Genomic DNA, 24,502 nt, shown 5'->3' on the forward strand with positions numbered 1-24,502 from the left:
TCGCAAGACATAACGAACGGGTTGTTCCATGTTTTCCAATCCTGACCTCCTGAAGTTCATCTTCGGCCGGTTGACCCTCGACGCGATCCCGTATCACGAACCGATTTTGGTCGTGACTTTCATCGGCGTCGTCATCGGCGCCATCGCGGTGCTCGCCATCATCACCTATTTCAAGTTTTGGGGTTCGCTCTGGAACGACTGGATCTGCAGCGTCGATCACAAGAAGATCGGCATCATGTATGTGATCCTGGCCGTCATCATGCTGTTGCGCGGCTTTTCCGACGCCCTTCTGATGCGTGGCCAGCAGGCGGTCGCCTTCAACGGCAACGAAGGCTATCTCCCGCCGCACCATTACGACCAGATCTTCACGGCGCATGGCGTTATCATGATCTTCTTCGTGGCGATGCCCTTCGTCACCGGCCTGATGAACTTCGTGGTGCCGCTGCAGATCGGCGCGCGCGACGTCTCCTTCCCGTTCCTCAACAACTTCTCGTTCTGGATGACGACGGCCGGGGCGATTATCATCATGATCTCGCTCTTCATCGGTGAGTTCGCCCAGACCGGCTGGCTCGCCTATCCGCCGCTTTCCGGTGCTGCCTACAGTCCCGGTGTCGGCGTCGACTATTATATCTGGGGTCTGCAGGTCGCCGGCGTGGGAACGACGTTGTCGGGTATCAACCTGATTGCCACGATCGTAAAGATGCGTGCTCCGGGTATGACCTTCATGAAGATGCCGGTCTTCACCTGGACGTCGCTCTGCACCAACATCCTGATCGTTGCTTCCTTCCCGATCCTGACGGCGACGCTCGCTCTCCTGTCGCTCGACCGCTATGCCGGTACGAACTTTTTCACGAACGACCTCGGCGGCAATCCGATGATGTATGTCAACCTCATCTGGATCTGGGGCCACCCGGAAGTCTATATCCTTGTGCTGCCGGCCTTCGGCATCTTCTCGGAAGTGGTCGCGACCTTTTGCGGCAAGCGCCTGTTCGGCTACGCTTCGATGGTCTACGCCACCTGCGTGATCATGATCCTGTCCTATCTCGTGTGGCTGCACCACTTTTTCACGATGGGTTCGGGCGCTTCCGTCAATTCCTTCTTCGGCATCACCACGATGATCATCTCGATCCCGACCGGGGCGAAGATGTTCAACTGGCTCTTCACCATGTATCGCGGTCGTATCCGCTACGAAGTGCCGATGCTGTGGACCGTCGGTTTCATGGTGACCTTCGTCATCGGCGGCATGACCGGCGTGATGCTTGCCGTTCCACCGGCCGATTTCGTGCTGCACAACTCGCTCTTCCTGATCGCGCACTTCCATAACGTAATTATCGGCGGCGTTCTGTTCGGCATGTTCGCTGGTGTGAATTACTGGTTCCCGAAAGCCTTCGGCTTCAAGCTCGATCCCTTCTGGGGCAAGATGAGCTTCTGGTTCTGGCAGATCGGCTTCTGGTTCGCGTTTATGCCGCTTTACGTGCTCGGCCTGATGGGCGTCACTCGCCGTATGAGCCAGTTCGAAGACCCGTCGCTGCAGATCTGGTTCATCATCGCCGCCTTCGGCGTCGGCCTGATTGCGCTTGGCATTGCCGCCTTCCTCATCCAGATCGTCGTCTCCTTCATGAAGCGCGAAGAGCTGCGTGATGACAGCGGCGATCCGTGGAATGGCCGCACACTGGAATGGTCGACCTCGTCGCCGCCGCCGGACTACAATTTTGCATTCACGCCGGTCGTGCATGACCACGACAGCTGGTATGACATGAAGAACCGCGGCTACGAGCGTCCGCTCGGCGGCTTCAAACCGATCCACATGCCGAAGAACACCGGCACCGGCGCGATCCTGGCAGCCATCAACGTGGCGCTCGCCTTCGGCCTGATCTGGTACATGTGGTGGCTGGTCGTCCTCTCCGTCGTCGCCCTCTTCGTCGTCACGATCGGTCATACGTTCAACTACAAGCGCGACTTTTACATTCCCGCCGACGAAGTGACCAAAACGGAAGGCAGGCGTACCAAGCTGCTTGCCGAGCAGGTGTAAGAGACCATGAGCGATCATACTGTCGACACGGCCGAAAAGCCTGAATTCTACCTCACGGAAGACCATCACCCGGAAAACAGCACCAATCTCGGCTTCTGGCTCTACCTGATGAGCGACTGCCTGATCTTCTCGGTGCTGTTTGCCACACACGCCGTGCTCGGCCGCAGCTATGCGGCCGGTCCGTCGCCAGCCGATCTCTTCGATCTGAGGCTGGTGGCAATCAACACCTCAATGCTGTTGCTCTCCTCCATTACCTACGGGTTTGCAATGCTGCAGATGGAGCGCAACGCAAAGGCGGAAACGCTGTTCTGGCTGGCCGTAACCGGCCTCTTCGGCGCAGCCTTTATCGGCCTCGAACTCTATGAGTTCGTGAACCTTATCCATGAGGGCGCAGGGCCACAGCGCAGCGCCTTCCTGTCGTCCTTCTTCACGCTGGTCGGCACGCACGGTCTGCACGTCACATTCGGCATCATCTGGCTGATTACGCTTATGGTGCAGGTGTCCATGCACGGCCTGATCGAGGCCAACCGCCGTCGCCTGATGTGCCTTTCGATGTTCTGGCACTTCCTCGACGTCGTCTGGATCGGCGTCTTTTCATTCGTTTACCTGATGGGAGTTCTTGGATGAGTTCGCAAGCACCCGCACACGAGGATGCCCACGAGGCTCACCACGGCCATAGCCACGGGCATCAGGCCGGACACGGCACTTTCAAGAGCTATGTCACCGGCTTCGTTCTGTCCGTCATCCTGACCGCCATTCCCTTCTGGCTGGTCATGGCAGGCGTCTTCGAAAGCCACATCGTGACAGCCCTCTTCGTAATGGCGCTCGGCGCCGTGCAGATTGTCGTCCATATGATTTTCTTCCTGCACATGAACATGAAGTCGGAAGGCGGCTGGACGATCATGGCCCTGATCTTCACGATCATCATCGTTGCGATCGCTCTTTCTGGTTCGCTTTGGGTCATGTACCACCTGAATACAAACATGATGCCGATGAGCCCGGAAATGATGAAGAACATGCCGTAACGGCAGGAGCGGGCGGCGGCAACGTCGCCCGTTGCGGTTTATCCATGACCGATATCTCTTCCGACCCACAGAACAGGCCGCGTTCCGCGATCGCCCTCATGGTCTTCGGCTCCTGCCTTCTGGCCCTCATCGCCGTCCTGATCGCGCTTGGCACCTGGCAGGTCCATCGTCTCTCCTGGAAACTGGATCTGATCGCCCGCATCGATGCGCGCGTCCATGCCGAACCCGTCGCACCGCCCGCACGATCCGACTGGAGCAAGGTCAACGCCGTCGATGATGAATACCGGCGGGTAACAACATCAGGCACCTTCGAAAACGACAAGGAGACGTTGGTCGCGGCATCGACTGCGCTTGGTGCCGGCTATTGGGTGCTGACGCCGCTCAAGCTTGAGGACGGTAGCGCCATCCTCATCAATCGCGGTTTCGTGCCAAGCGACCGCCGCGAGCCGGCTTCACGCCAGGAAGGTCAGACCGACGAACCGGTCAGCGTCACGGGGCTGATGCGGATGAGCGAGCCCAAAGGCATGCTGCTACGCTCCAACGATCCGGTGGACGACCGCTGGTATTCACGGGATGTTACCGCGATCGCCCGAAAGCGAGGCATCACTGACGCAGCTCCATTCTTCATCGACGCTGACGCAACGCCAAATGCAGGCGGATTTCCCGTGGGCGGATTGACTGTGCTCGATTTCCCGAACAACCACCTCGTCTATGCAATTACCTGGTACGTTCTGGCGATCATGGTGGCGGGGTTGTTCGTCTATATCGCGCGAAACGAGGTCAAGGCACGCCGAGCCGCGCTCTAGGAGAGACATCGAGCGAAGCGGCCGATCGTTTCAGCCGGCTCCTGCGTAAACGATGGATTCCTCAGACGGCCTGGCTTTGCGGATAAAAGCGTTCCGCAATTCGTTCAGCCGCCGAATAGGTCTGTGTGACAATCTCAGGCACGAGATCGATGTCCGGCAGACTGCCGAGGCCGAGCGGGCCAACCGCAAAGAGGCCATCGACGGACGCGCCATCGTCCAGGAACGGCTCGCCGCAGGCATTGACTGCCAGGCCAAGCGCAAGCTCATCCGGCATGGCAAGACGCGCCGCAAACAGGCTCTCAATCAGGGGAGCCGAAAGATCTGGTGCATGACAACGGCAATCGATGATGCGTTCGGCATGGATGATCTCCTGGCTGGATGAACCGGCAGGTGTGAAGAACAGGCCGCTGAGACCCCGGCGCCCAGCGCGTCCGCGTCTGAGCACGGTACGGCCCTCGGCAAGCTCCCGCTTGAGGCGCAGATGCATGACTTCTGGCAGGCGGTTGCGGTGGCTGTCATAAATGGCGCGCAAATGCCTGTTGAACTGCCGCTTCTCTCGCGCTGGCAGCGATCGCCAGAGCGAGCGCGCGTGCCTGCGAAGGCCGTTCATGACCGACTGCCAGCTTCGCCCCTCCTCTTCCGCTTCACGACAGGCCTGGCGGATAAAGCTGACGATGGCAGGCAGACTTTGCGGTAGCGCCTCGGCGGGGAACACTGGATCGGCGGAATTCGGCGTGTGGCTCTGCGGCAGGAAGCCGTGCCTCGAAATGATCGTTACCTGGCCGCTATAGCCAGCATCGCGAAGCTGCAGCAGTTGGTCCACGACGCGGATGCCGCTACCAAGCAGTACCGTGTGAGGCCGCGCGACGAGGCGCTGCGCCCTGACCGGCGAAACCTCCTGCTCCCCGACTTCGGGCCGAGGCAGGCCGTAGCCGGTGGCAAGGATCACGGTATCGAAAAGCGGATTGGAGGGATTTGTGCTTTCAAGCAGGAACCGGCTGCCATGGCTCCTGCGGATTGCCACGACCGGATCATGGCAGACCTGAACGGTGATATCCCGGCGAGTAGCGAGTGCCTCGGAAAAGCGCTGGTAGACGTAGTCGCTAAAGATTTCCCTGGGAACGAAAATCTGCCGGAATCCAGGAATCGCTGCAGGGACGGCGGCGCGAAACTCGGCGTTGCTACAGAGCCAGTCGTTGAAATCGTCAGGATCGCCAAGTGAAACGGAGAGATCACGTACGCGTGTGTTAAGAATGGTCGAGGATCGTGCCGAGGCCAACGCCTGACCGCCATTGACTGTCGAGTTCGGATCGAAAAGCTGAAGGTGGAAAGGCGTGCGCACCGTGCGCATCAGCGCCACCGCCATCATCATACCAGAAAAGCCGCGGCCAACGATCGCGATGCGTGGCACAGCGGATATTTGTGCCGCCGCGTTGGCCTTGCCTGAAAACAATCCCTGAACCGTCATCTCAACTCCCTTGCGGCTCATCCGCATGTGTCTCGATCGAGGTTTCAACGCAGGATTTTAACTCATGCGTTGGGCAGGTTCATGCGGCAAGCAAAACGTTCGCCGCCAGGCCGCTCCGTTCCGGAGCCATCACAGGCAAGAATGGCACCCTCGCCTGGCATATAGTCTATTAAACTAGTCGTGTATGAAAGCGAAAAAAGCGCAAGGTGGCAAGAGGTTTATTTTACCACCCGCCTAACCCGCACAGATAAAAAGGAAAATGAGGCCTTCCTATGCGAGGATTTCGGTGCTGAAGGAAAAGCGCGCCGTTTCGCCCGCGCCAAGCAGCTTCGTATAAGGACGACCTTCCAAATCATCCGGACCGCCATTCTCAGCGGCCGTCCCGTGCCAGGGCTCGATGCAAAGGAAGGGCGCGCCTGGCTTGGTCCAGAGCGCCAGATTGGGCAGATTTTCGAAGCTGAAATGCATGGCCGGACCGCCTTCGGCCTCATACCGCAGGCCTGGGCCTGCCCCCTCGGGAAAGATCATCGCATCCTGCTCGAACATCGAATAGTCGAGCACCAGGCTGCCCGCCTTGAACGGTGAAGCAAGTCTTTTCGGCGAGATCAGTCCACCGTCGAGCCGGACAAGCGCCGGCTCGGCGCCGTTGTCCAGCGTGACGGTATGGGGTTTTCCTCTGGCACCTGGCAGCGGCCAGAGGAAAGCCGTGTGGAAGCCGAGACCGAAGGGCATCGGACAGTCATCGCGGTTGGTGACTTCGGCAGCGACCGTCAACGTCCTACCTTCGAGGCTATGAATGACGGCCAGCAGGAAATCGAAGGGATAGACCGCTTTCGTCGCTTGCGAAGGGGCGAGCTCGTAGCGGCAAATCGTCTCTGACGAGGAAACCAGCGTAAAGTCGCTACGCCGGGCGAAGCCATGCTGTGCCATCGGCGCGCTGTGACCGCCAACCTTCAGCGTATCGTTCGGCGCCTTGCCAACCATCGGAAAGAGAATGGGCGAGCGGCCGGTCCAGAAGGCAGCATCGCCGTTCCACACCCAGGAGCGGCCGTCGCTCGACGTCAGCGACTGCATTTCCGCGCCGAGCGAGGAAATATCGACAGTAAGAAACTGATTTGCAATCCGGACCGTGGATGACATCGGACACCCTCTTCATGCTGGTTGGCGAGCGGACCATACATGCCCGGCAACCGGATTTCCACTGGTGGCGCAGCGTCCTGGAATTTTCGTTTCCGCGGAAGAATGCGCCTTTTGCGTGTTGAGTGAGCCGCACGGAGACGTCGCCATTCGAAGCGAGGAAGCCTCACGTAAAAATAACCACTTGGTGAATTCTTTACTTGAACCCGCTTTCGGAATCGGCAAATGTGGGCGTGCTATCAATCCCTTCATGGATTTGCCGTCTTTCCGGGCCATTTGGTCCGAGCACACATCTATTGGAAAAATACCGTGAGCAGCGATGCGTCCATACGCGCGCCGAAGCCTTCGGCTTCGTTGGCGCTTGCAACCGCGGCAGGATGGGGCAAGGGCCTCTACACACTGTTCCGCATCATCGTCATGGCCTTTCGCCATCCCTGGCAAGCAGGCCTTGCCATCGGCGCAACGCTGATCGCGTCAACATTCCAGCTTCTGATCCCCCGCCTGCTCGGGCGGGCAGTTGACCACACGCAGGTGGCGCTCCACGGCGGCACGGTCGGGCAGCAGGCGCAGGATGCGCTGCTGACGACGGCGCTGCTGCTGCTCGGCGCCAGCGTTTTGCGCGGTATCTTCACGATGATCCAAAACTATTTTAGCGAGGCGGTCGGTCACCATATGGGCTATGAGCTGCGTCTCGCCTGTTACGAGAAGATCCAGCGCCTCTCCTTCTCCTTCCACGACACTGTCCATTCGGGCGACCTCATCACCGTCGGCCTTCTCGATCTGGAAGGTGTACGCATGTATTTCTCGACAGCACTGGTGCGCGTCTTCCTGCTTACCATGCTGATCGGTATCGGCGCCTACATGCTTTTGACCACGGACGTCGTGCTCGGCCTGCTGGCGCTTTCCTTCGTGCCCTTCGTCGGCTGGCGCTCCTCCGTCACCCAGCTTCGCCTGCGCGCCACCTGGCTCGACCTGCAGCAGAGGCTGTCGGTGCTGACGCGCATTATGGAGGAAAATCTCGGCGGTATTCGCGTCGTTCGCGCCTTTGCAGCGCAGGACCATGAGCTTTCGAAGTTTGAACTTGCCTCGAAGAACGCGCTGGAACTTGCCCATCAGCGCGTCGGCATTCGTGTCATCAACACCAGCGCCATGACCTTCTCCTTCTTTGCAGCAATGGGCCTGGTTCTATGGATCGGCGGTGGCAAGGTTCATTCCGGCGAGATCACTGTCGGTACGCTCGCCTCATTCCTGACTTTCATGACCATCCTGCAGATGCCGGTGCGCCAGCTCGGCCTGATGGTCAATGCCTTTGCCCGCGCTTCGACCTGCGGCACACGCCTTTTCGAGCTGCTGGACCTCGAAATCGCCGTGCGCGATGCGCCCGATGCGAAGGAATTGACGATTGTCGACGGAACGCTGCGCTTCGAAAATGTCAGTTTCGCCTATCCGAGTTCACCGATGCACGAAGTGCTGCATGACGTGAGTTTCGAGGCCAGACGCGGCGAGACGATCGGCATCGTCGGGCCGCCCGGCAGCGGCAAGTCGACGCTTGCGCACCTCATTCCGCGCTTCTATGACCCAACCGGCGGTAAGATTACTCTCGATGGTCAGGACATCCGAAAGGCGACACTGAAGTCGCTGCGCCGCTCCGTCGCCGTCGTGCAGCAGGATTCCTTCCTGTTCACGACGACGATCGAAAACAATATCGCCTATGGCGATCCCTGGGCCAAGGAAAGCCGCATCGAACGGGCGAGCGAAAGCGCGCAGCTCCACAATTATGTGCTCGGCCTGCCGACCGGCTATGGCACGGTCGTAGGCGAGCGCGGCGTTTCGCTTTCGGGCGGCCAGCGCCAGAGGCTTTCGATCGCCCGCGCGTTGATGCTCAAACCCGCCGTGATGGTGTTCGACGATTCCACTGCAGCAATCGACGCTGCCACCGAGCAACGCATCCGCGGCGCGATGCGCCGCTACGCTGCCGATCGTATCACGATCATCGTCGCCCATCGCCTGAGCTCGCTGATGCATGCCGACAAGATCTTCTTCATCGAGGACGGCCGCATCGTCGAACAGGGAACGCATGACGAGCTTCTGGCGCTCGGCGGACGATATAAGGCGCTTTACGATTTGCAGGTGCGACCGGGCGACGACGCTTTGAGCGCGTAAGAAACCGGCGCAGGAGGAAACGACATGGCCGAGGAACTGGAAACCGAACGTCCGGACGTTCGCGAGGATGGCAGACGTCCGCCAAGGGCGGTCGTGGGATCGCAACGCGTCGAAGAGGAAATCTTCGGGAAGGTGTTCGATTCCAACATCGTCAAGCGCATCTGGGCCTTCGTCCATCCCTATAGGCGCGATGTCATCCTGTCGGTGATGTCAGTGCTCGTCTTCACCGGCATGCAACTCCTCATTCCGCTGATCATCCGCTATGCGATCGACCACGGCATGCAGCAAGGCGACAATGGCTCGGCGCTGACTTTCTCGATCATCGCCTTCCTGATCGCCATCCTCGTCAACTACGGGGCCAGCTATTTTCAGGAAACGCTGGTCGGCGGCGTGGCGGAGAACGTGCTCTTCGATATCCGCAAGGCGATGTTCTCCCACCTCCAGCGCGTGTCGCTCTCCTTCATGGACAAGACCGAGGTCGGCAGGCTGATGTCGCGCCTGCAGGGCGACGTCAACTCGATGCAGGAATTCCTCGAAACCTGCGTACTTTCGGTCGGCGATATCTTCCTGCTCTTCGGCATCGTCTTCGTGATGCTTTATCTCGACTTTAAGCTCGGCCTGCTGACGCTGTCGGTGCTGCCGGTACTCTTCGTCGTGCGCTTGTTCTGGCTGCCGCTCGCCCGCAAGTCCTTCATGGCGGCGCATGAGACGAATTCGGTGGCGAACGGCGCTCTGGCCGAAGCGATCCATGGCGTGCGCGCCGTCCAAAGTATGGATCGGCAGGAGGTCAACTTCACGCTCTACGACGACAAGGCGCATGCCAACCTGCTGACGCATCTGACGGCAGCCCGCTACGCGCAGATCATGGTGCCGATCGTCGATACGCTGACCGGTATCGCCATGGCGCTCGTCATCGTCGTCGGCGGTGCGCGCGTGTTGAACCAGGCACTCGACGTCGGTGTGCTCGTCGCCTTTCTCTTCTATATCCAGCGCTTCTTCGACCCGATCCGTTCCCTAACCTTGCAGTATTCGGTCATGCAGCGCGCCATGGCCTCGGGCCAGCGGCTGACCGACGTGCTCGACGTGCCGATCGAAATTAAGGACGCACCCGATGCGAAGGTGCTGTCGCCTGACATGGACGGCTCTGTGGAATTCCGCGATGTCGTCTTCGGCTATAATCCCAAACACCCGGTGCTCAAGCATGTGAGCTTCAGGGTCAATCCCGGCGAGACGGTCGCCCTCGTCGGCCCAACCGGTTCGGGCAAGTCAAGCTGCATGTCGCTGATCCACCGCTTCTATGAGGTGCAGGAGGGACAGGTCGTGGTCGGCGGCCATGACGTGCGCGAACTGACACAGGATTCTCTCGGTCAGCAGATCGCCATGGTGCTGCAGGAACCCTTCCTCTTTACGGGCACGGTTTTTGAAAACATCCGCTATCACAAGACCGAAGCCACCCGTGAGCAGGTGATCGAGGCTGCCAAGGCCGTCGGCGCGCATGACTTCATCATGCGCCTGCCCCAGGGCTATGACAGCGTGCTCGGCGAGCGCGGAGGCAACCTATCGCTCGGCCAGCGCCAGCTTCTTTCCTTTGCTCGCGCATTGGTGGCCGACGCCAAAATCCTCGTGCTCGACGAGGCGACGGCCAATATCGACAGCTATACTGAAATGCTGATCCAGAAGGCGCTCGTCAAGCTGTTGGAAAACCGTACCGGTCTCGTCATTGCCCATCGGCTGGCGACGATCCGGGAAGCCGATCGTATCATCGTGCTGCAGAATGGCGAGATCGTCGAAAGCGGTAATCACCAACAGCTCATGAAAAACGGCAAACTTTACTCGAAACTCTATAACCTCAACTACGCTTCCTTCGACGATATTCCGGAGGATGTGCTGGAAGAAACGGTGACGGAGTCGGCCACTTGATGCCCGCAGTTGCGATCGCGCGTTTCAGTGCAAAACATAAATTGAAGCGCTGTGCACCGTTTCCTGACCGCCTTGCCTCAAATGGTGCAAGATTTGAACGAACAAACGCCGCCGTGGAGCATTTTATGTTCGATAGGGGCGATCTGAGACTAAGGAGAATGTCATGAAGAGAATTGTTAGCAGTCTGTTGATCGCGACGGCCCTTGCGGGCTCGGCTATTCAGCCTGCTTCCGCTCGCGATCATCACCATCACAACAATACCGGCCGCATCATTGCCGGTGGTGTTGCTGCAGGTGTCGTTGGCGGTCTGATCGGTGGTGCGCTTGCCAATAACGGTCCTCGCTATGTCGAGGGTCCTCGCTATTACGAGCCAGCGCCGCGGCCAAGATGCTGGTATGAAGATCGTGACGTCGGCAACCGTTACGACGGCGGCTATCATACCGAAACTGTGCGGGTCTGCGACTAACGCCCCGAGACACCCGCTACCGGTAATCATTGAAGCGGCGCTGACCTCGTGGTCATCGCCGCTACTTTTTGCTCCCTCAGCCGTGATGATATCGACGATCCCGGCGATGCTCTCCCGATACCGACGAAAACTGCCGATATTGCTCGTGGCTCATTCGGCCATGCCAATAATCTTGCGCTATCATTCGCCTGCACAGGGTCCGTCACGCACCGCGCGGCACGGCATCGTGCTTGCGGCTCATCACAGTGGCGACGACGAAGACGAGCAACGCACCGGCAGCGAGGCAGGCAGCCAGAAAGAACATCGGCGCAATCGTGCTTCCCGTCTCGTCCTTGATCCAGGGCACGACGTTCTGGGCGATGAAGCCGCCGAGATTGCCAACGGAATTGATGGCGGCGAGACCCGCTGCAGCGCCGGCACCCTTCAGGAAGCGGGATGGCAGGCTCCAGAAAACCGGTTGCGGCGCAAAGATACCGGCTGCGGCAATGCAGAGGAAGATGAACTGCAGCGTGTTGTTGGGGACGAGCGCCGAGAGCAGCAGGCAGGCAGCACCGATGAAGGCCGGAATGACGATATAGGGTGTCTTCGCCTTCACCTTGTCTGCGGCAGCCGGGACAGCCCACAGCGCGATCGCCACCAGCATCCACGGTATGATGTTGAGGAAACCGTTTACGGTATTGCTGACGCCGAAAGCCTTGACGATAGTCGGCAGCCAATAGCTGAGACCATAGGCGGCCAGCGGGAAGGCAATGTAGCAAAGCGCCATCAACAGGACGCGCGGATCGATCAGCGCCTTGAAGCCGTTTTCGGCATTATGGTCCATGCCCGAATTTTCGGATGCTAGCCGATTTTCGAGCCAGCTCTTCTCCTCGTCACTGAGGAAATCCGCATCTTCAGGCCGGCCGTTGAGATAGAAGAAGGTGACGATGCCCGCGACGACGGCCGGAATGCCCGTTGCCAGGAAAACCCATTGCCAGCCGGCATGGCCAAGGAAGCCATCAAGGTCGAGCAGCATGCCGCCAACCGGCGCACCAACGGCATTGGCAAGCGCACTGAAGATCATGAAGAGCCCCACCATGCGGCCGCGGTAATCCACCGGGAACCAGAGCGTCAAAAGGTAAAGGACCCCCGGGAAAAAGCCAGCTTCGCAAACGCCGAGCAGGAAGCGCAGGATGTAGAACATCGTCGCGTTCTGCGTATAGGAGAGCAGGATCGTAACGATGCCCCAGGAGACAAGGATGCGCGCGAACCAGACACGCGCACCGAATTTGTCGAGGAACAGGTTGCTCGGCACTTCGAAGAGGAAATAGCCGATAAAGAAAAGCGAGGCGCCAAGTCCGTAGGCATATTCGCTCATGCCGAGCGCATCGACCATCTGCAGCTTGGCATAACTGACGTTCTGGCGATCGATATAGGCAATGAGATAAAGGATTCCGAGGAATGGCATGAGCCGCCAGGTGATCTTCGAGATCAACTGCTGTTCGTTGACCATTGCAATTTCTCCAAATGATTGTTGCTTTTGCCTTTGATAGATAGCCGCGTCGGGGCAATTATCAATCATGGCGAACGGATAGGCGCCGCCCTTACATTGACAAGCGATATCTCGACGGTCATGCCTAAAAGAGCGGAAGTCACCCTTCCTGCCGTATCTCCAGAGAGATCAATATGACCCTGTTTTCCTCCCGCGATTTCTTGGCCAGCCTGTTTTCCGCAACCGTGCGCGCCGCCGATCCGCTGACCGGCATCACTGCGCATTTACCGAAAAAACCAAAAGGCAAGACGGTCGTGGTCGGCGCCGGCAAGGGTGCTGCGCAGATGGCGCGGGCGCTGGAAAGCGTATGGAAAGGGCAGCTCGAAGGCGTGGTCGTCACGCGCTACGGCTATGGCTGCGAAACACGACACATCGAGATTATCGAAGCCGCCCACCCTGTTCCGGATGCAGCCGGCCTGGCCGCCTCCAGGCGACTGATGGAAGCGGTCGAAGGCCTGGGCGAGGACGATCTCGTCATAGCCCTGATCTGCGGCGGCGGCTCGGCACTGCTGCCTTCCCCGCCCCAAGGCCTGACACTAGAGGACGAAATCCTGGTCAACGAATTGCTGCTCGCCTCCGGCGCGCCGATCTCGGCCATGAACGTCGTGCGCAAGCATCTTTCCACCATCAAGGGCGGGCGACTGGCCGCTGCGACCAAAGCCCGTGTCGTCAGCCTGATCGTCTCCGATATTCCGGGCGACAACCCGGCCCATGTCGCCTCGGGTCCGACCGTTCCCGACAGCTCAACCCGGCATGACGCGCTCCAGATCATCCAGCAATACAGTCTCAAGCTGCCGCAGGCGGCCATCGATCATCTGAACTCCCCAAAGGCCGATGCGCCGCGGCCGGACGACCCGGTCTTTGCCCGTCACGAACGTCACATCATCGCCTCGGCCAGCGTATCGCTCGAAGCTGCTGCCGAGTTCGCCCGCGCGCAAGGCATTGCAGCGGCGATCCTGTCGGATTCCATCGAAGGGGAATCGCGCGATGTGGCACTGGTGCATGCGGCAATTGCCCGGGAAGTCGCCGGACGCGACCGGCCGTTCAGCAAGCCCGTCGTCATCCTCTCCGGCGGCGAAACAACGGTGAGCTTGCGGGTCAAGGGCGGCAAAGGCGGGCGCAACAGCGAATTCGCATTAGCCGTGGCGTTGGCGATCGACGGCTATGACAGCATTCACGTGCTTGCAGCCGACACTGATGGCATCGACGGCTCGGAAAACAATGCCGGCGCCTTTACCGACGGCAGCACAGTCAAGCGGCTGCGCGCCGCAGGCTTTGGCCCCCGCTATCTGCTGGACACCAATGACAGCTACTCCGGCTTCAAGGCCATCGGCGACCTCTTCGAAACCGGCCCGACCGGCACCAACGTCAACGATTTCAGGGCAATCCTGATTGTCTAACTACTCCTCTATGAAGGAGTTGCGAGACCTGCCGATTATCGATGCGTCCTCGGATATGCATTTGGCTTCGGCGGCGTCCAGTTGGCGAGCGCCGCGGGATCCGGCTTCCATATTTCGACCTTCAAGGGATAGCAGGCGGCCGCATCGCTTGAATGGCCTGTGCCACAATCGCCACCCGGGCATGCCGACAAGGCGCCCAGAAGATCGATCTCTGCAAAGAACTCGATGAAGTCTCCCGGCCGCACAGGGCTTGCCTTCATAAAATACTGGTGCGTGTCCCTGGTGAAGCCGGTGCACATGAAAACGTTGAGGACATCATGCACGTGCATTTCGGCCTGCTGGAGCGGCATGCCTGTCTCGGCAGCAAGCGCCCGCGTCAGGTTCGAATGGCAGCAGTGATGATAGTCGCTGCCCTTCAGCAATCGATTGGTATAGGGATCGCAGCGGGTGCCGATGACGTCATGAACACCGGCTCCATCATCGTCCCATCCATACCAGCCAAGGCTGTCATAGGTGATGGTCGCCATGGGGCGCAGGTAGGGCAGCGTACTCCAGAGACGATCGCCGACACCGACATGGGTCGCATGCAATGCCCGCGTCTTGCCGCTGAAAAACCGTTCGGTAAGATCAGCAGCGTTCCACAGGTTGAGGTCACCGACCTGCGGTCCGTCAATGCTGACGATACGGAAGAAATGCCCCTGCGGAACCTGAAAGCTGCCCGCCTCGCGCGGCGGCACGATCACCTCACTGACCTTCGTCAGCGTCTGGCGGGCGGCCTTGAGGAGGCCGAGATCGGCGGATGGCAGCGTCTCGACAGGATAGACGACCACGGGCGGTGCTGACCGTCGCTTCGCTGCGTCAGAAGGAACTGGCACGATCGATTGCTTCGACATCCTGATATTTCCGCTGTGCTGGCGGCCTCCGGGTGTTGCGCCCGGTGACACAAATTAATCGCCGAGCACTCTTAGCAAGGCTGTGCCATTGGGCAACCGAGACGATCCTTGCCCTTTGGCTAAGTTTTGCTTAGTCATCCTGCTATGAGAAACCTTCCCCTCGCATCACTGCGGGCATTCGAAGCCGCCGCGCGCCATGAAAGCTTTGTCAGGGCGGCTGCCGATCTGAACCTGCAGCCCGCCGGCATAAGCCAGCATGTCAAGGCAATGGAGAATTGGCTCCGCATTCCCTTATTTCTGCGCCATAGCCGCGGCGTGACGCTGACTGCCGCCGGCAGGGAGTTCGGCGCAGTCGTCACACATGCACTGGCACATATCGAAGTCGCCGCCGGACAATTGCGGCTGGAGGCAAATAGCCGCCCGGTCAGCGTCGCATGCATTCCTTCCATGGCAGTGCGATGGCTCATCCCACAGCTGTCGAGATTGCGAGCCGCCTATCCGGATATCAGGATCAACATCGTCTACGCGCTCGACGCCAAGACGCCGGAAGCGGCGGGTGCGGATTTGCTGATCTGCCATGGCATCAGGCCGAGCGCCGGCGCCATCAAGCTCCTGAGTGCCGAAACCAGACCAACTTGTTCGGCGGAATTCCTCGCCCATCATGGCCCGTTTGATAAACCCGCCGATCTGCTTGCCTGCGACATCCTGCACGACGAGACGACCGATGCCTGGGCGCGCTGGTTGTCAGCCGTTGGCATCCATTCCCCACCGAAGGCTGGACCTGTTTTTGCCGACTTCAATCTCATGATCGGCTCCTTGATCAGCGGCCAGGGTGTCGGCCTTTGCCCGACCGCGCTGATCGCAGACGAGATCGCGGCAGGTTTGCTCATTTCCCTTTTCGAAAAGGCGTCAGATAGCGACAAGGGCTACTGGCTCATCGAGGCAAAGGGCCTCTCGCGCGAGGCAAGAACGCTTCGCGATTGGCTGCTTACGACAGGGCCGGGCGCCGACGGGTCGATCAGAGCCCGGCCCGCGCCGGAATAGGCAAATCCCGCGGTGTTATGCGCCAGGTTGCCATCGTCATCTTTGGTACGATGGAGCGCCCGGTCAGCCTCCTGTACGAACGCTCGCCATCCGCTCCGTCTGCGACGGCGATGGCGATGCTGACGCCGAGGCGAACAGCCAGAGCGGCGGCGTCTCGCTTATCCAGGCGACCCGGAGTTCGACAAGCAACGCGCGCGCCTGCCAGCATGCCCGATTGGTACGATTTTTCATGAACACGCAAACGAAAGAAATAAATAGTCTATAGATTTAATAGAGAATTGGACACCCTTCCCGTCATCGCTTCCTGACATTGCAACCTCAGACGGGAAACATCAACGATGACATTGGCGAAAACATTGGCAACGGCTGTGCTCAGCCTCATCTCCCTTGGCATGTTCGGCAACGTGGCAGCGGCGGAGACGAATGCGCCGCTGCTCGACAAGGTGCCACCAGGAACGGTTCTGACAATCGGTGATCCCGTGACGCAGAAGGCTCTCGAGGTCTCCGGCCTTATTAAGGAACTCACCTTCGAGGTCAAATGGGCAAATCTCAGCGGTGGTCCACAGACCTCCGAAGCCTTCCGCGCGCACGCGCTTGATGTCGGCTCTGTGGCCGAGATACCCTCGATCTTTGCAACCTGGAACAACCTGCCTGTCCGCAACATCGCCTATCGGGAACGGAAAGACCCGATTGCCAATCCAATCTACCGTTTCGGCATTGCGCCTGGTGTCGACGTCAAGTCGCTTGCGGATTTTCGCGGCAAACGCATCGCCTTCAGTCCCGGCCAGGCCCAGGGTACACTCGTGCTCCGCGCGCTTCATGCTGCGGGCCTGACGAAGAAAGACGCCACGCTGGTCGAGCTGCCGAGCACCGGCGATGTCTACCCGAAGGCGCTCGCGAGCAAACAGGTCGATATCGCGCCGCTCGGCGGCGTCAATATCCGTCGCTATATCACCCAGTACGGCTCCGATGGTGCAAGCCTGATCGAGCACGGACTTCGTGACGACCCCACTCATCTCTATGCACCGCAATGGGTGCTAGACGATCCGGCAAAGGCAGCTGCACTTGCCGAATATGTCCGCCTCTGGGCACGCGCCACCGCATGGGTCGACCAGAATCCCGACATCTGGATAAAGGAATATTACATCGGTCAGCAGGGCCTGAGCCGAGAGGATGCCGACTTTCTCACCAAGCTCTCGGGCACTCAAGTGGTCCCGGATAACTGGGCAGACGTGAAGAAGCGCCATCAGGAAACCATCAACCTCCTGGCCGGCGAACTTGGCTACAAGCCTTTCGACGTCGAACAGATCTTCGACAACCGCTTCGAGAAAATCGCTGCCGGCGCTCTGACAGCAAGCCAGTGATCGGACATGTTCCACAACGAAGAGAGGAGTCGCAAGCATGGCAACCACCTGGGATGCAGGTAGCGTCAAGACATCACGGATATCGACGCGCGAAAGGGCTGGCGCAGCAGCAGTGGCAAAACCCGCGGCCTCCCGCACCCGCCGCAGGCTCGGCCCGGGACGCGAGATACCTTTCGGACTGCAGATTGGCCCGGCTCTACTGGTACTGGCATGGATTGCCGGATCGGCACTCGGATGGATCGATCCGCGCATTCTCTCCGCCCCCTGGACGGTCGTCGAGACCTTCGGAAGGTTGATCACCGAGGGTCGCCTGCAGGATAATTTCCTGACGTCTGCGACCCGCGCACTGCTAGGCCTCAGCATCGGTCTCGTCATCGGCACCGCTCTTGCAATCATCGCCGGCCTGTCTCGTATAGGCGAGGCGCTGATCGACGGGCCGATCCAGATCAAGCGTGCCATTCCGACGCTGGCGCTGATCCCGCTTTTCATCCTGTGGTTCGGGATTGGCGAAAGCATGAAGGTCACGACCATCGTGCTTGCCGTCATCATCCCGATCTATATCCACACGCATAACGCACTGCGCAGCATCGACAGCCGCTATGTCGAGCTCGCAGAGACGCTGCGCATGAGCCAGAAGGATTTCATCTTTCAGGTCGTGCTGCCCGGCGCCCTGCCCGGCTTCCTTCTCGGCTTGCGCTTTGCCGTGACCCTCTGCTGGGTGTCGCTCGTCGTGGTCGAACAGATCAATTCCACCAGCGGTCTCGGCTACATGATCGATCTCGCCCGCACCTATGGCCAGACCGACGTTATCCTCGTCGGCCTCGTCGTCTACGTGCTTCTCGGCCTTGTCTCGGACGGCATCGTCCGGCTCATCGAACGGAGGGCCCTTACATGGCGTCGCACTCTGGCCAACTGAAACCTACCGTTCATGTCGTGAACCTCGTGCGCAGCTTCGCGGCGAAGACGGTCCTCGATGGCGTCGATCTGGACATCGAAGAGGGCGAGTTTGTCGCCCTGCTTGGGAAAAGCGGCTCGGGCAAAAGCACCTTCCTGCGCGCGCTGGCCGGCCTCGACCACGAGGTCGAGGGAACTGGCCTCCTGGAAACGCCGAAAAGACTTTCAGTGGTGTTTCAGGATGCCCGGCTGCTGCCCTGGCGTACGGTGATCCAGAATGTCACGCTCGGCCTGCCCTACGATGCCGGGCAGGAAGCCGGCAGGAAGGCCCTCGCGGAAGTGGGTCTCGAAGGCCGGGAAACGGCATGGCCGAACCAGCTTTCCGGCGGCGAGCAGCAGAGGGTGGCGCTTGCCCGCTCGCTCGTGCGCGAGCCGGCCCTGCTTCTGGCAGACGAGCCCTTCGGCGCGCTCGATGCGTTGACCCGGCTGAAGATGCACGATCTCTTGCGCGATCTCTGCGCCAGACACCGGCCGGCCGTCCTCCTCGTCACCCATGATGTCGACGAGGCGATTTCGCTCGCCGACCGAATCCTCGTGCTCCACGAGGGCCATTTCGTCGAGGATCTGCGCATCGACCTGGCGGCACCGCGCGATCACAGCGATCCGCATTTCTCAGAAATCCGGACCCAACTTTTGAACCGGCTCGGGGTAAATGTCCCGGGCCGCCGCGCCGCCTGACCTCAACGGAGATTATTGCTATGACCAGTCAGAAAAGACAGATGCGGCTTGGCGCATTCATCATGGCAACGGGCCATCATGTCGCCGCCTGGCGCCACCCTGATGCCCAAGCCGATGCGGGCCTTAATATCGATCACTATCGTCATCTCGCGCAGACCGCCGAGCGAGGCAAATTCGATCTGGTCTTCGTTGCCGACAGCCCTGCCGGATGGGAGCGGGCGAAAGACCCCGAAGCGTTGCGCCGCACCGCGCAGGGCGCCCATTTCGAGCCGGTCACCCTGTGGGCGGCGCTTTCGCAGGTGACAAGCCATATCGGCTTTGTCGCGACCGCCTCCACCACCTACGAAGATCCGTATCTGCTTGCCCGCAAATTCGCCTCGCTCGACTATATTTCCAAGGGGCGCGCGGCCTGGAACGTCGTCACCACGGGCGCCGATGTCTCCAAGAATTTTTCGATCCCCGGCCATCCGGCCCATGCCGACCGTTATGCCCGAGCCGAGGAATTCGTCGATCTGGTGAAGGGCCTGTGGGATTCCTATGAGGACGACGCCTTCATCCGTGACAAGGAAAGCGGCGTCTATCTCGATCCGGACAAGGTGCATCAGATCGATCACAATGGCCAATTCTTCTCCGTCAGCGGCCCCTTGAATGTCGGTCGTCCGGTGCAGGGCTATCCGGTCATCGTCCAGGCCGGTGCATCCGAGCCCGGACGCGAGCTTGCGGCACGTACTGCCGAGATGATCTTTACCGCCAACCAGACGCTTGAAGACGCCCAAGAATTCTATTTGGACGTAAAGGGGCGGCTTGGGCGCTATGGGCGCAGCCCCGATGAACTGCTGATCAGTCCCGGAATTTTCCCAGTTCTTGGCGGGACCGAAGCCGAGGCCAAGGCGAATTACGACTATATCCAGTCGCTAGTTCACCCCTCGGTCGCCTGGAACATACTGTCTCGCCACTATAAAGGCGTCGATCTCTCCGGCTATTCGCTCGACGATCCGGCCCCGCCGCTGCCTGACAATACCGAGCTCAACAAAAGCCGGCTCAAACTGGTCACCGACCTTGTCTCGCGCAACAATATGACATTGCGCGAATTCTACCTGGCGGTCGCAACCGCCCGCGGACATCGCACAGTCGTCGGCACGCCGGAACAGGTGGCGGACGCGATGCAGGAATGGTTCGACAACGGTGCGGCGGATGCCTTCAACATCATGCCGCCAATCCTGCCGACGGGACTGATGGATTTCGTTGATCAGGTCGTGCCGATCCTGCGCAAGCGCGGTCTTTTCCGCCAAGAGTACGAAGGCGCGACGCTACGCGAGAATCTCGGGCTGCGGCGTCCAGCAAATGCACTCGCACTCAGAGCCCGGCAGGGCGAAGCAGCCCGGGCAGCGGGATAGTCCCTCACCTCGAATATGCAGAAGACTGGGCATGGGAATGCCCCCGGTCACCCATCCTTCGTACCCAAAAGAGTAGCAGGCGCATCGCATGAGCAACGACCCGGAATTCCTCTGGTATATTCCCAATGCCGTCAAACCTGGCCACCGCGGCGATTCCGCGGTCGAAGACCATAACAGCCTGGAAACGCTAACCGCCCATGCGAAGGCGTTGGAAGAATACGGCTGGAAGGGCGCACTTATCGGCACCGGCTGGGGCCGTCCGGATACCTTCACGCTCGCCACTGCGCTTGCGGCGCGCACAACAACCTTCGAACCGCTGATAGCAATCCGTCCCGGCTACTGGCGACCAGCGAATTTCGCCTCGGCAGCTGCCTCGCTCGATCACCTCACTGGCGGACGCGTGCGCGTCAACGTCGTCTCCGGCAAGGACAATCTTGCCGCCTATGGCGACAGCGAGGGCGACCAGGCGCACCGCTACGCCCGTACCAAGGAATTCATGCGACTGGTGCGCAGGCTATGGACCGAAGAGAACGTCACCTATTCCGGCGAGCATTTCGGGGTCAACGAATCCACGGTCGTCCCCCGTATCCAGATCCGCGGCGATCGTCAGCATCCGAAGCTTTATTTCGGCGGCGCATCGGAAGCGGCCGAGCGCGTCTCCGCCACTGAAGCCGATGTTCAGCTCTTCTGGGGTGAACCGCTCGACGGCGTCCGGGAGCGGATCGAGCGCCTGAAGAGGCTCAGTCGCGATCTCGACCGCGATCTGCCGCCGCTTCAGTTCGGGCTGAGGATTACGACGTTGGTGCGCGACACCGCCGAAGAAGCCTGGGCCGACGCCGAGGCGAAAGTGGCCGAAATGGCAAAGAATAGCGGCGCCGGCTGGCACGATCACCAGCGGGCAGTCGCCGTCGGCCAGCAGCGCCTGCTCGACCTTCATCAGCGCGGCGAGGTACTCGACGACAATCTTTACACCACACCCGGTAAATTCGGCGGCGGTGGCGCCGGCACGACCTGGCTCGTGGGTTCGGCCGAGGATGTCGCCAGCTCGCTGCAGAAATACCAGGCGCTCGGCATTAGCCATTTCGTGCTCTCCGACACACCCTATCTCTCCGAAATCAAGCGGCAGGGCAGCCAGTTGCTGCCTTTGCTGAAGGGTTCGGCGCCGTCCGCTGCTGGTCTTCAGGACAGGCGTAGAACCGGTGTCGCCCAGGCGCGCGCATAAAAACACCCGGTCGTCTGCGACCGGGTGTTGGCTGCAGCAGGTTATGGAGCTGGCAGTTTCAGATGGGCGCCTCAATGGGCGCCCGCACCTCCGCCTGCCTGCGGCTTCTTGGTGAAAAGCAGAGCAATTGCCGCCAGAGCAAGCACGACGCCGATGACAGCAAACGTATCGCTGAAACCCATGATCAGCGCCTGTCGCTTGACGATCTGACCGAGCGCGACGATCGCCTTCTGTGATGCGACAGCCGGATCGATGATACCGTGCTGCGTGAAATAGCCTGACAGCTGCGTCAAGCGGTCGCGGACTTCATCGCGGCTCAGCGTAATCGACTGGCCGATGATGTTCGAATGGAACTGCTCGCGCTTCGTCAGGATCGTGCCGAGCGAAGCGGTGCCGACCGCACCGCCGAGATTGCGCAGCATATTGGTCAGCCCCGAGGCGGCGGCAGCGTCGGCCGGTGCAATGCCAGCCGTGGTGATGGCCGTGATCGGCGTCAGCACCAGCGCCTGGCCGATGGCGCGCACGATATTCGGGATCCAGAACTGGTCGCCGGCATTGTTGGCCGAAAGCGTGATGTTCATGAAGCAGCTGATCGCAAAGATCGAGATACCGAGGAAGCCGATATACCGGGCGTCGAAGCGCTTCATCAAAACAGGCACGAGCGGGATGAGCAACAACTGCGGCAGGCCAGTCCAGGCAAGCACATTGCCGATCTGCTCGGCATTATAGCGCTGCACCTGGCCAAGGTATTGCGGCAGGATATAGACCGTGCCGAAGAGTGCGACACCCACCAGCACATTGACCAGCACGCCGATGCCGAAATTGCGCTGCGTCAGCAGCTGCAGCTTCACCAGCGGCTTCTTCACCGCCAGCTCGATCCAGATGAAAGCGGCAAGGAAGACGAAGGCGACGATGCTGAGCTTGACGATGAAGGGCGAGGAGAACCAGTCGTCCTTATTGCCTTCTTCCAACACGGTCTGCAGCGCCGAAAGCCCGATCGCCATGGTGATGATGCCGGCCCAATCGCCCTCCTTCAAGAGGTGAAGCTGCATCGGCTGCTTGTCGAGCGTCAGGGCAAGAGCTGCCGCCATGATGAGGCTCGGGATCGTGTTGATGAAGAATATCGTCTGCCATCCGTAGTTTTCCGTCAGGTAACCGCCGATCGTCGGGCCGATGGCCGGAGCGAAGGTGACCGACAGGGCGAAGATGGCAAGGCCGAGCGGCTGCTGGCCCTTCGGCAGCTTGGTCAGCACCATGGTGAAGGCCATCGGGATCAAAACGCCGCCGGCAAAGCCCTGCAGCCCGCGCAGCAGAATCATCGTTCCGAGATCGTGGGCAAAGGCACAGGCCATCGAAAAGAGTGGGAAGAGGATGGAATTGACGAGGATGTAACGGCGGAACGAGAAGACGTTGCTGAAATAGGCCGTCAGCGGAATGACGACGATCTCGCCGATCAGGTATGATGTGGAAATCCAGGCGCCGTTGTCGACGCCCGTCCCGATGCCGCCCTCGATATCGAGAAGCGAAGCATTGGTGATCTGGATATTGAGGATCGCCATGAAGGCGCCGATCATACCGGCGAGAACGGCGATCCATTCTTTCGCGCTGGCGCGGGGCTGCGGGATGGCGCCCGATGTTGCTGCGATACTGGACATGACACGATCTCCTGCCCTCGCCGCTTAGAGGCTGCCGGCATCGGCTTTGGTGTCGATGCTTGGCTGGACGGACATGCCGGGACGCAGATCATCCTTTTCGGCGGCATTGCCATCGAGGACGATCTTGACCGGAATGCGCTGGACGACCTTGGTAAAGTTGCCGGTGGCGTTGTCAGGCGGCAACAGGGCGAATTCCTGACCGCTTGCCGGAGCAAGGCTATCGACATGGCCATGATAGGTGCGCCCCGGGAACATATCGACCTCGATATCGACCGGCTGGCCAGCATGAACGTCGGTCAGCTGCGTTTCCTTGTAGTTGGCGACGATATAAGCCGCCGTTGTCGGAACCACCGCCATCAACTGCGTGCCTGCCTGGACATATTGGCCGACGCGCAGCGTGCGATTGCCGACCGTACCATCGACGGGCGCGACGATCGTCGCATAGGAGAGGTTGAGCTCGGCCTGATGGGCAACGGCCTGGTCATGGGCAAGTGTCGCACGGGCCTGGGCAAGCTCGGCATTCAGGAGATCGACCTGCTTCGTTGCGGCTTCGAGTGCCGCCGTGTCGCGCGCGATCGTTGCCTGAGCGGCAGCGATTGCCGAAGCGGCCTGCTGCGCGGTCTGGACCGGTGCATAGCCGCTGGTGGCTAGATTGCTGTAACGCTTGCTGTTTTGCTCGGCGAAGGTCTCGTTGGCCTTGTCGACATCGAGTGTGGCCCGGGCGGCGGCTATCGTCGATTGCTGAATAGCGAGCGAAGCCTGCTTGGCATTGACGGTCGCTTCGGCCGCGGCAACATCGGCTTTCGCCTGATCGAGCGCGGTACGGAAATCGCGGTCATCGATGCGCGCGAGCGGCTGGCCAGCCTTTACCGCTTCATTATCGCTGACGAGAACCTCGGCAAGGTAGCCCGAGACCTTCGGAGCGACCGTGGTGCTGTCCGCCTTGACATAAGCGTCATCGGTCGAGACTTCAAAACGGCCGACCGTCCAATAATTGTGCCCATAATAGGCACCAGCTGCGATAATGGCGATGGTGGCTGCACCAAGCAGCAGAGAACGACCGCCGCGCTTGCGGGCCGGTGCTTCTGCGGCCGGAGCAGCGACTGCCGGTTCGGTGACACGCAGCGTTTTGCCGGCATCGAGCTCTGCGGGCGTGGCTTCGGTTGTCGTTTCGACGGTCGATGCCTCGACCGCGGCGGCATTATTGTTCAGGGCGTGCAACTTCGTGACGGACATTAACTCTCTCCTTGTGAAAGGTCGCTGTCGTCTCGGCCGCGGCCTTGAAATGTGACGCAAGTCCAATTTAGGAAACTTGATGTTTTCCAAAATATGCACTAAAAAAGGGAT

General features: G+C 60.1%; 19 protein-coding genes and 1 pseudogene. 14 read left to right on the top strand and 6 right to left on the bottom strand.

What is annotated here, in order from left to right; genetic code table 11:
* Positions 1-28 precede the first annotated feature (28 nt).
* From cyoB to FHX15_RS20935, 4 genes are read left to right on the top strand one after another with little or no spacing between them, the layout of a single operon-like run.
* The gene (gene cyoB, locus FHX15_RS20920; protein WP_184400281.1) at positions 29-2,032 is read left to right on the top strand and encodes a cytochrome o ubiquinol oxidase subunit I; all 2,004 of its coding nucleotides are present in this window, start codon (positions 29-31) and stop codon (positions 2,030-2,032) included.
* Positions 2,033-2,038: 6 nt separating this feature from the next.
* On the top strand, positions 2,039-2,659 hold the full coding sequence (cyoC, locus tag FHX15_RS20925) for a cytochrome o ubiquinol oxidase subunit III (protein ID WP_184400282.1): 621 nt from the start codon (positions 2,039-2,041) through the stop codon (positions 2,657-2,659).
* Positions 2,656-3,057, top strand: a complete 402-nt coding sequence (gene cyoD, locus FHX15_RS20930; RefSeq protein ID WP_184400283.1) for a cytochrome o ubiquinol oxidase subunit IV — start codon at positions 2,656-2,658, stop codon at positions 3,055-3,057. Before cyoC ends, cyoD begins: the two co-directional genes overlap by 4 nt.
* Before the next feature lie 44 nt (positions 3,058-3,101).
* Complete coding sequence (locus FHX15_RS20935; RefSeq protein ID WP_184400284.1) at positions 3,102-3,863, top strand: SURF1 family protein; 762 nt, start codon at positions 3,102-3,104, stop codon at positions 3,861-3,863.
* 61 nt (positions 3,864-3,924) lie between these two features.
* Here the strand turns inward: FHX15_RS20935 and FHX15_RS20940 are convergent, their stop codons facing one another.
* Both FHX15_RS20940 and FHX15_RS20945 read right to left on the bottom strand, forming a co-directional pair.
* On the bottom strand, positions 3,925-5,331 hold the full coding sequence (locus tag FHX15_RS20940; protein WP_184400285.1) for an FAD/NAD(P)-binding protein: 1,407 nt from the start codon (positions 5,329-5,331) through the stop codon (positions 3,925-3,927).
* Positions 5,332-5,601: 270 nt separating this feature from the next.
* On the bottom strand, positions 5,602-6,471 hold the full coding sequence (locus tag FHX15_RS20945; RefSeq protein WP_184400286.1) for an aldose 1-epimerase family protein: 870 nt from the start codon (positions 6,469-6,471) through the stop codon (positions 5,602-5,604).
* A 306-nt stretch (positions 6,472-6,777) separates the two neighbouring features.
* On the opposite strand from FHX15_RS20945, the gene FHX15_RS20950 reads away from it, so the two are divergent.
* The 3 genes from FHX15_RS20950 to FHX15_RS20960 all read left to right on the top strand — a co-directional run bounded on the left by FHX15_RS20950 (position 6,778) and on the right by FHX15_RS20960 (position 11,017).
* Complete coding sequence (locus FHX15_RS20950; protein ID WP_184400287.1) at positions 6,778-8,631, top strand: ABC transporter ATP-binding protein; 1,854 nt, start codon at positions 6,778-6,780, stop codon at positions 8,629-8,631.
* Positions 8,632-8,655: 24 nt separating this feature from the next.
* The gene (locus FHX15_RS20955) at positions 8,656-10,551 is read left to right on the top strand and encodes an ABC transporter ATP-binding protein (RefSeq protein ID WP_184400288.1); all 1,896 of its coding nucleotides are present in this window, start codon (positions 8,656-8,658) and stop codon (positions 10,549-10,551) included.
* Positions 10,552-10,714: 163 nt separating this feature from the next.
* A complete protein-coding gene (locus tag FHX15_RS20960; protein WP_184400289.1) occupies positions 10,715-11,017 on the top strand; it encodes a hypothetical protein in 303 nt (100 codons plus the stop codon).
* Between the two features lie 202 nt (positions 11,018-11,219).
* On the opposite strand, the gene FHX15_RS20965 is transcribed toward FHX15_RS20960, so the two are convergent.
* Complete coding sequence (locus FHX15_RS20965) at positions 11,220-12,509, bottom strand: MFS transporter (protein ID WP_184400290.1); 1,290 nt, start codon at positions 12,507-12,509, stop codon at positions 11,220-11,222.
* Positions 12,510-12,682: 173 nt separating this feature from the next.
* Here FHX15_RS20965 and FHX15_RS20970 point away from each other — a divergent pair, with 173 nt between their 5' ends.
* A complete protein-coding gene (locus FHX15_RS20970; protein WP_184400291.1) occupies positions 12,683-13,948 on the top strand; it encodes a glycerate kinase in 1,266 nt (421 codons plus the stop codon).
* 35 nt (positions 13,949-13,983) lie between these two features.
* On the opposite strand, the gene FHX15_RS20975 is transcribed toward FHX15_RS20970, so the two are convergent.
* Entirely contained in the window at positions 13,984-14,841 is an 858-nt protein-coding gene (locus FHX15_RS20975) for an urea carboxylase-associated family protein (protein WP_184400292.1), read from the bottom strand.
* 144 nt (positions 14,842-14,985) lie between these two features.
* Here FHX15_RS20975 and FHX15_RS20980 point away from each other — a divergent pair, with 144 nt between their 5' ends.
* The 6 genes and pseudogenes from FHX15_RS20980 to FHX15_RS21005 all read left to right on the top strand — a co-directional run.
* The gene (locus FHX15_RS20980; RefSeq protein ID WP_184400293.1) at positions 14,986-15,885 is read left to right on the top strand and encodes a LysR substrate-binding domain-containing protein; all 900 of its coding nucleotides are present in this window, start codon (positions 14,986-14,988) and stop codon (positions 15,883-15,885) included.
* A 338-nt stretch (positions 15,886-16,223) separates the two neighbouring features.
* A complete protein-coding gene (locus FHX15_RS20985) occupies positions 16,224-17,249 on the top strand; it encodes an ABC transporter substrate-binding protein (protein WP_184400294.1) in 1,026 nt (341 codons plus the stop codon).
* Positions 17,250-17,286: 37 nt separating this feature from the next.
* The gene (locus FHX15_RS20990; RefSeq protein ID WP_184400295.1) at positions 17,287-18,165 is read left to right on the top strand and encodes an ABC transporter permease; all 879 of its coding nucleotides are present in this window, start codon (positions 17,287-17,289) and stop codon (positions 18,163-18,165) included.
* Complete coding sequence (locus FHX15_RS20995) at positions 18,141-18,881, top strand: ABC transporter ATP-binding protein (RefSeq protein WP_184400296.1); 741 nt, start codon at positions 18,141-18,143, stop codon at positions 18,879-18,881. The genes FHX15_RS20990 and FHX15_RS20995 overlap by 25 nt, the downstream gene beginning before the upstream one ends.
* 20 nt (positions 18,882-18,901) lie before the next feature.
* Complete coding sequence (locus FHX15_RS21000; RefSeq protein WP_184400297.1) at positions 18,902-20,278, top strand: LLM class flavin-dependent oxidoreductase; 1,377 nt, start codon at positions 18,902-18,904, stop codon at positions 20,276-20,278.
* Between the two features lie 88 nt (positions 20,279-20,366).
* A pseudogene (locus tag FHX15_RS21005) lies at positions 20,367-21,431 on the top strand (LLM class flavin-dependent oxidoreductase); the annotation flags it as partial.
* 140 nt (positions 21,432-21,571) lie between these two features.
* On the opposite strand, the gene FHX15_RS21010 reads toward FHX15_RS21005, so the two are convergent.
* Positions 21,572-23,155 (bottom strand): DHA2 family efflux MFS transporter permease subunit, encoded by a 1,584-nt coding sequence (locus FHX15_RS21010; RefSeq protein WP_184400298.1) that lies wholly within the window; start codon positions 23,153-23,155, stop codon positions 21,572-21,574.
* Positions 23,156-23,179: 24 nt separating this feature from the next.
* Positions 23,180-24,391: an HlyD family secretion protein gene (locus FHX15_RS21015; protein ID WP_184400299.1), complete on the bottom strand. Its 1,212-nt coding sequence runs from the start codon at positions 24,389-24,391 to the stop codon at positions 23,180-23,182.
* Positions 24,392-24,502: the final 111 nt, after the last annotated feature.

The sequence above is a fragment of the Rhizobium sp. BK650 genome (assembly GCF_014195325.1).
In the GTDB taxonomy this organism is placed as follows: domain Bacteria; phylum Pseudomonadota; class Alphaproteobacteria; order Rhizobiales; family Rhizobiaceae; genus Rhizobium.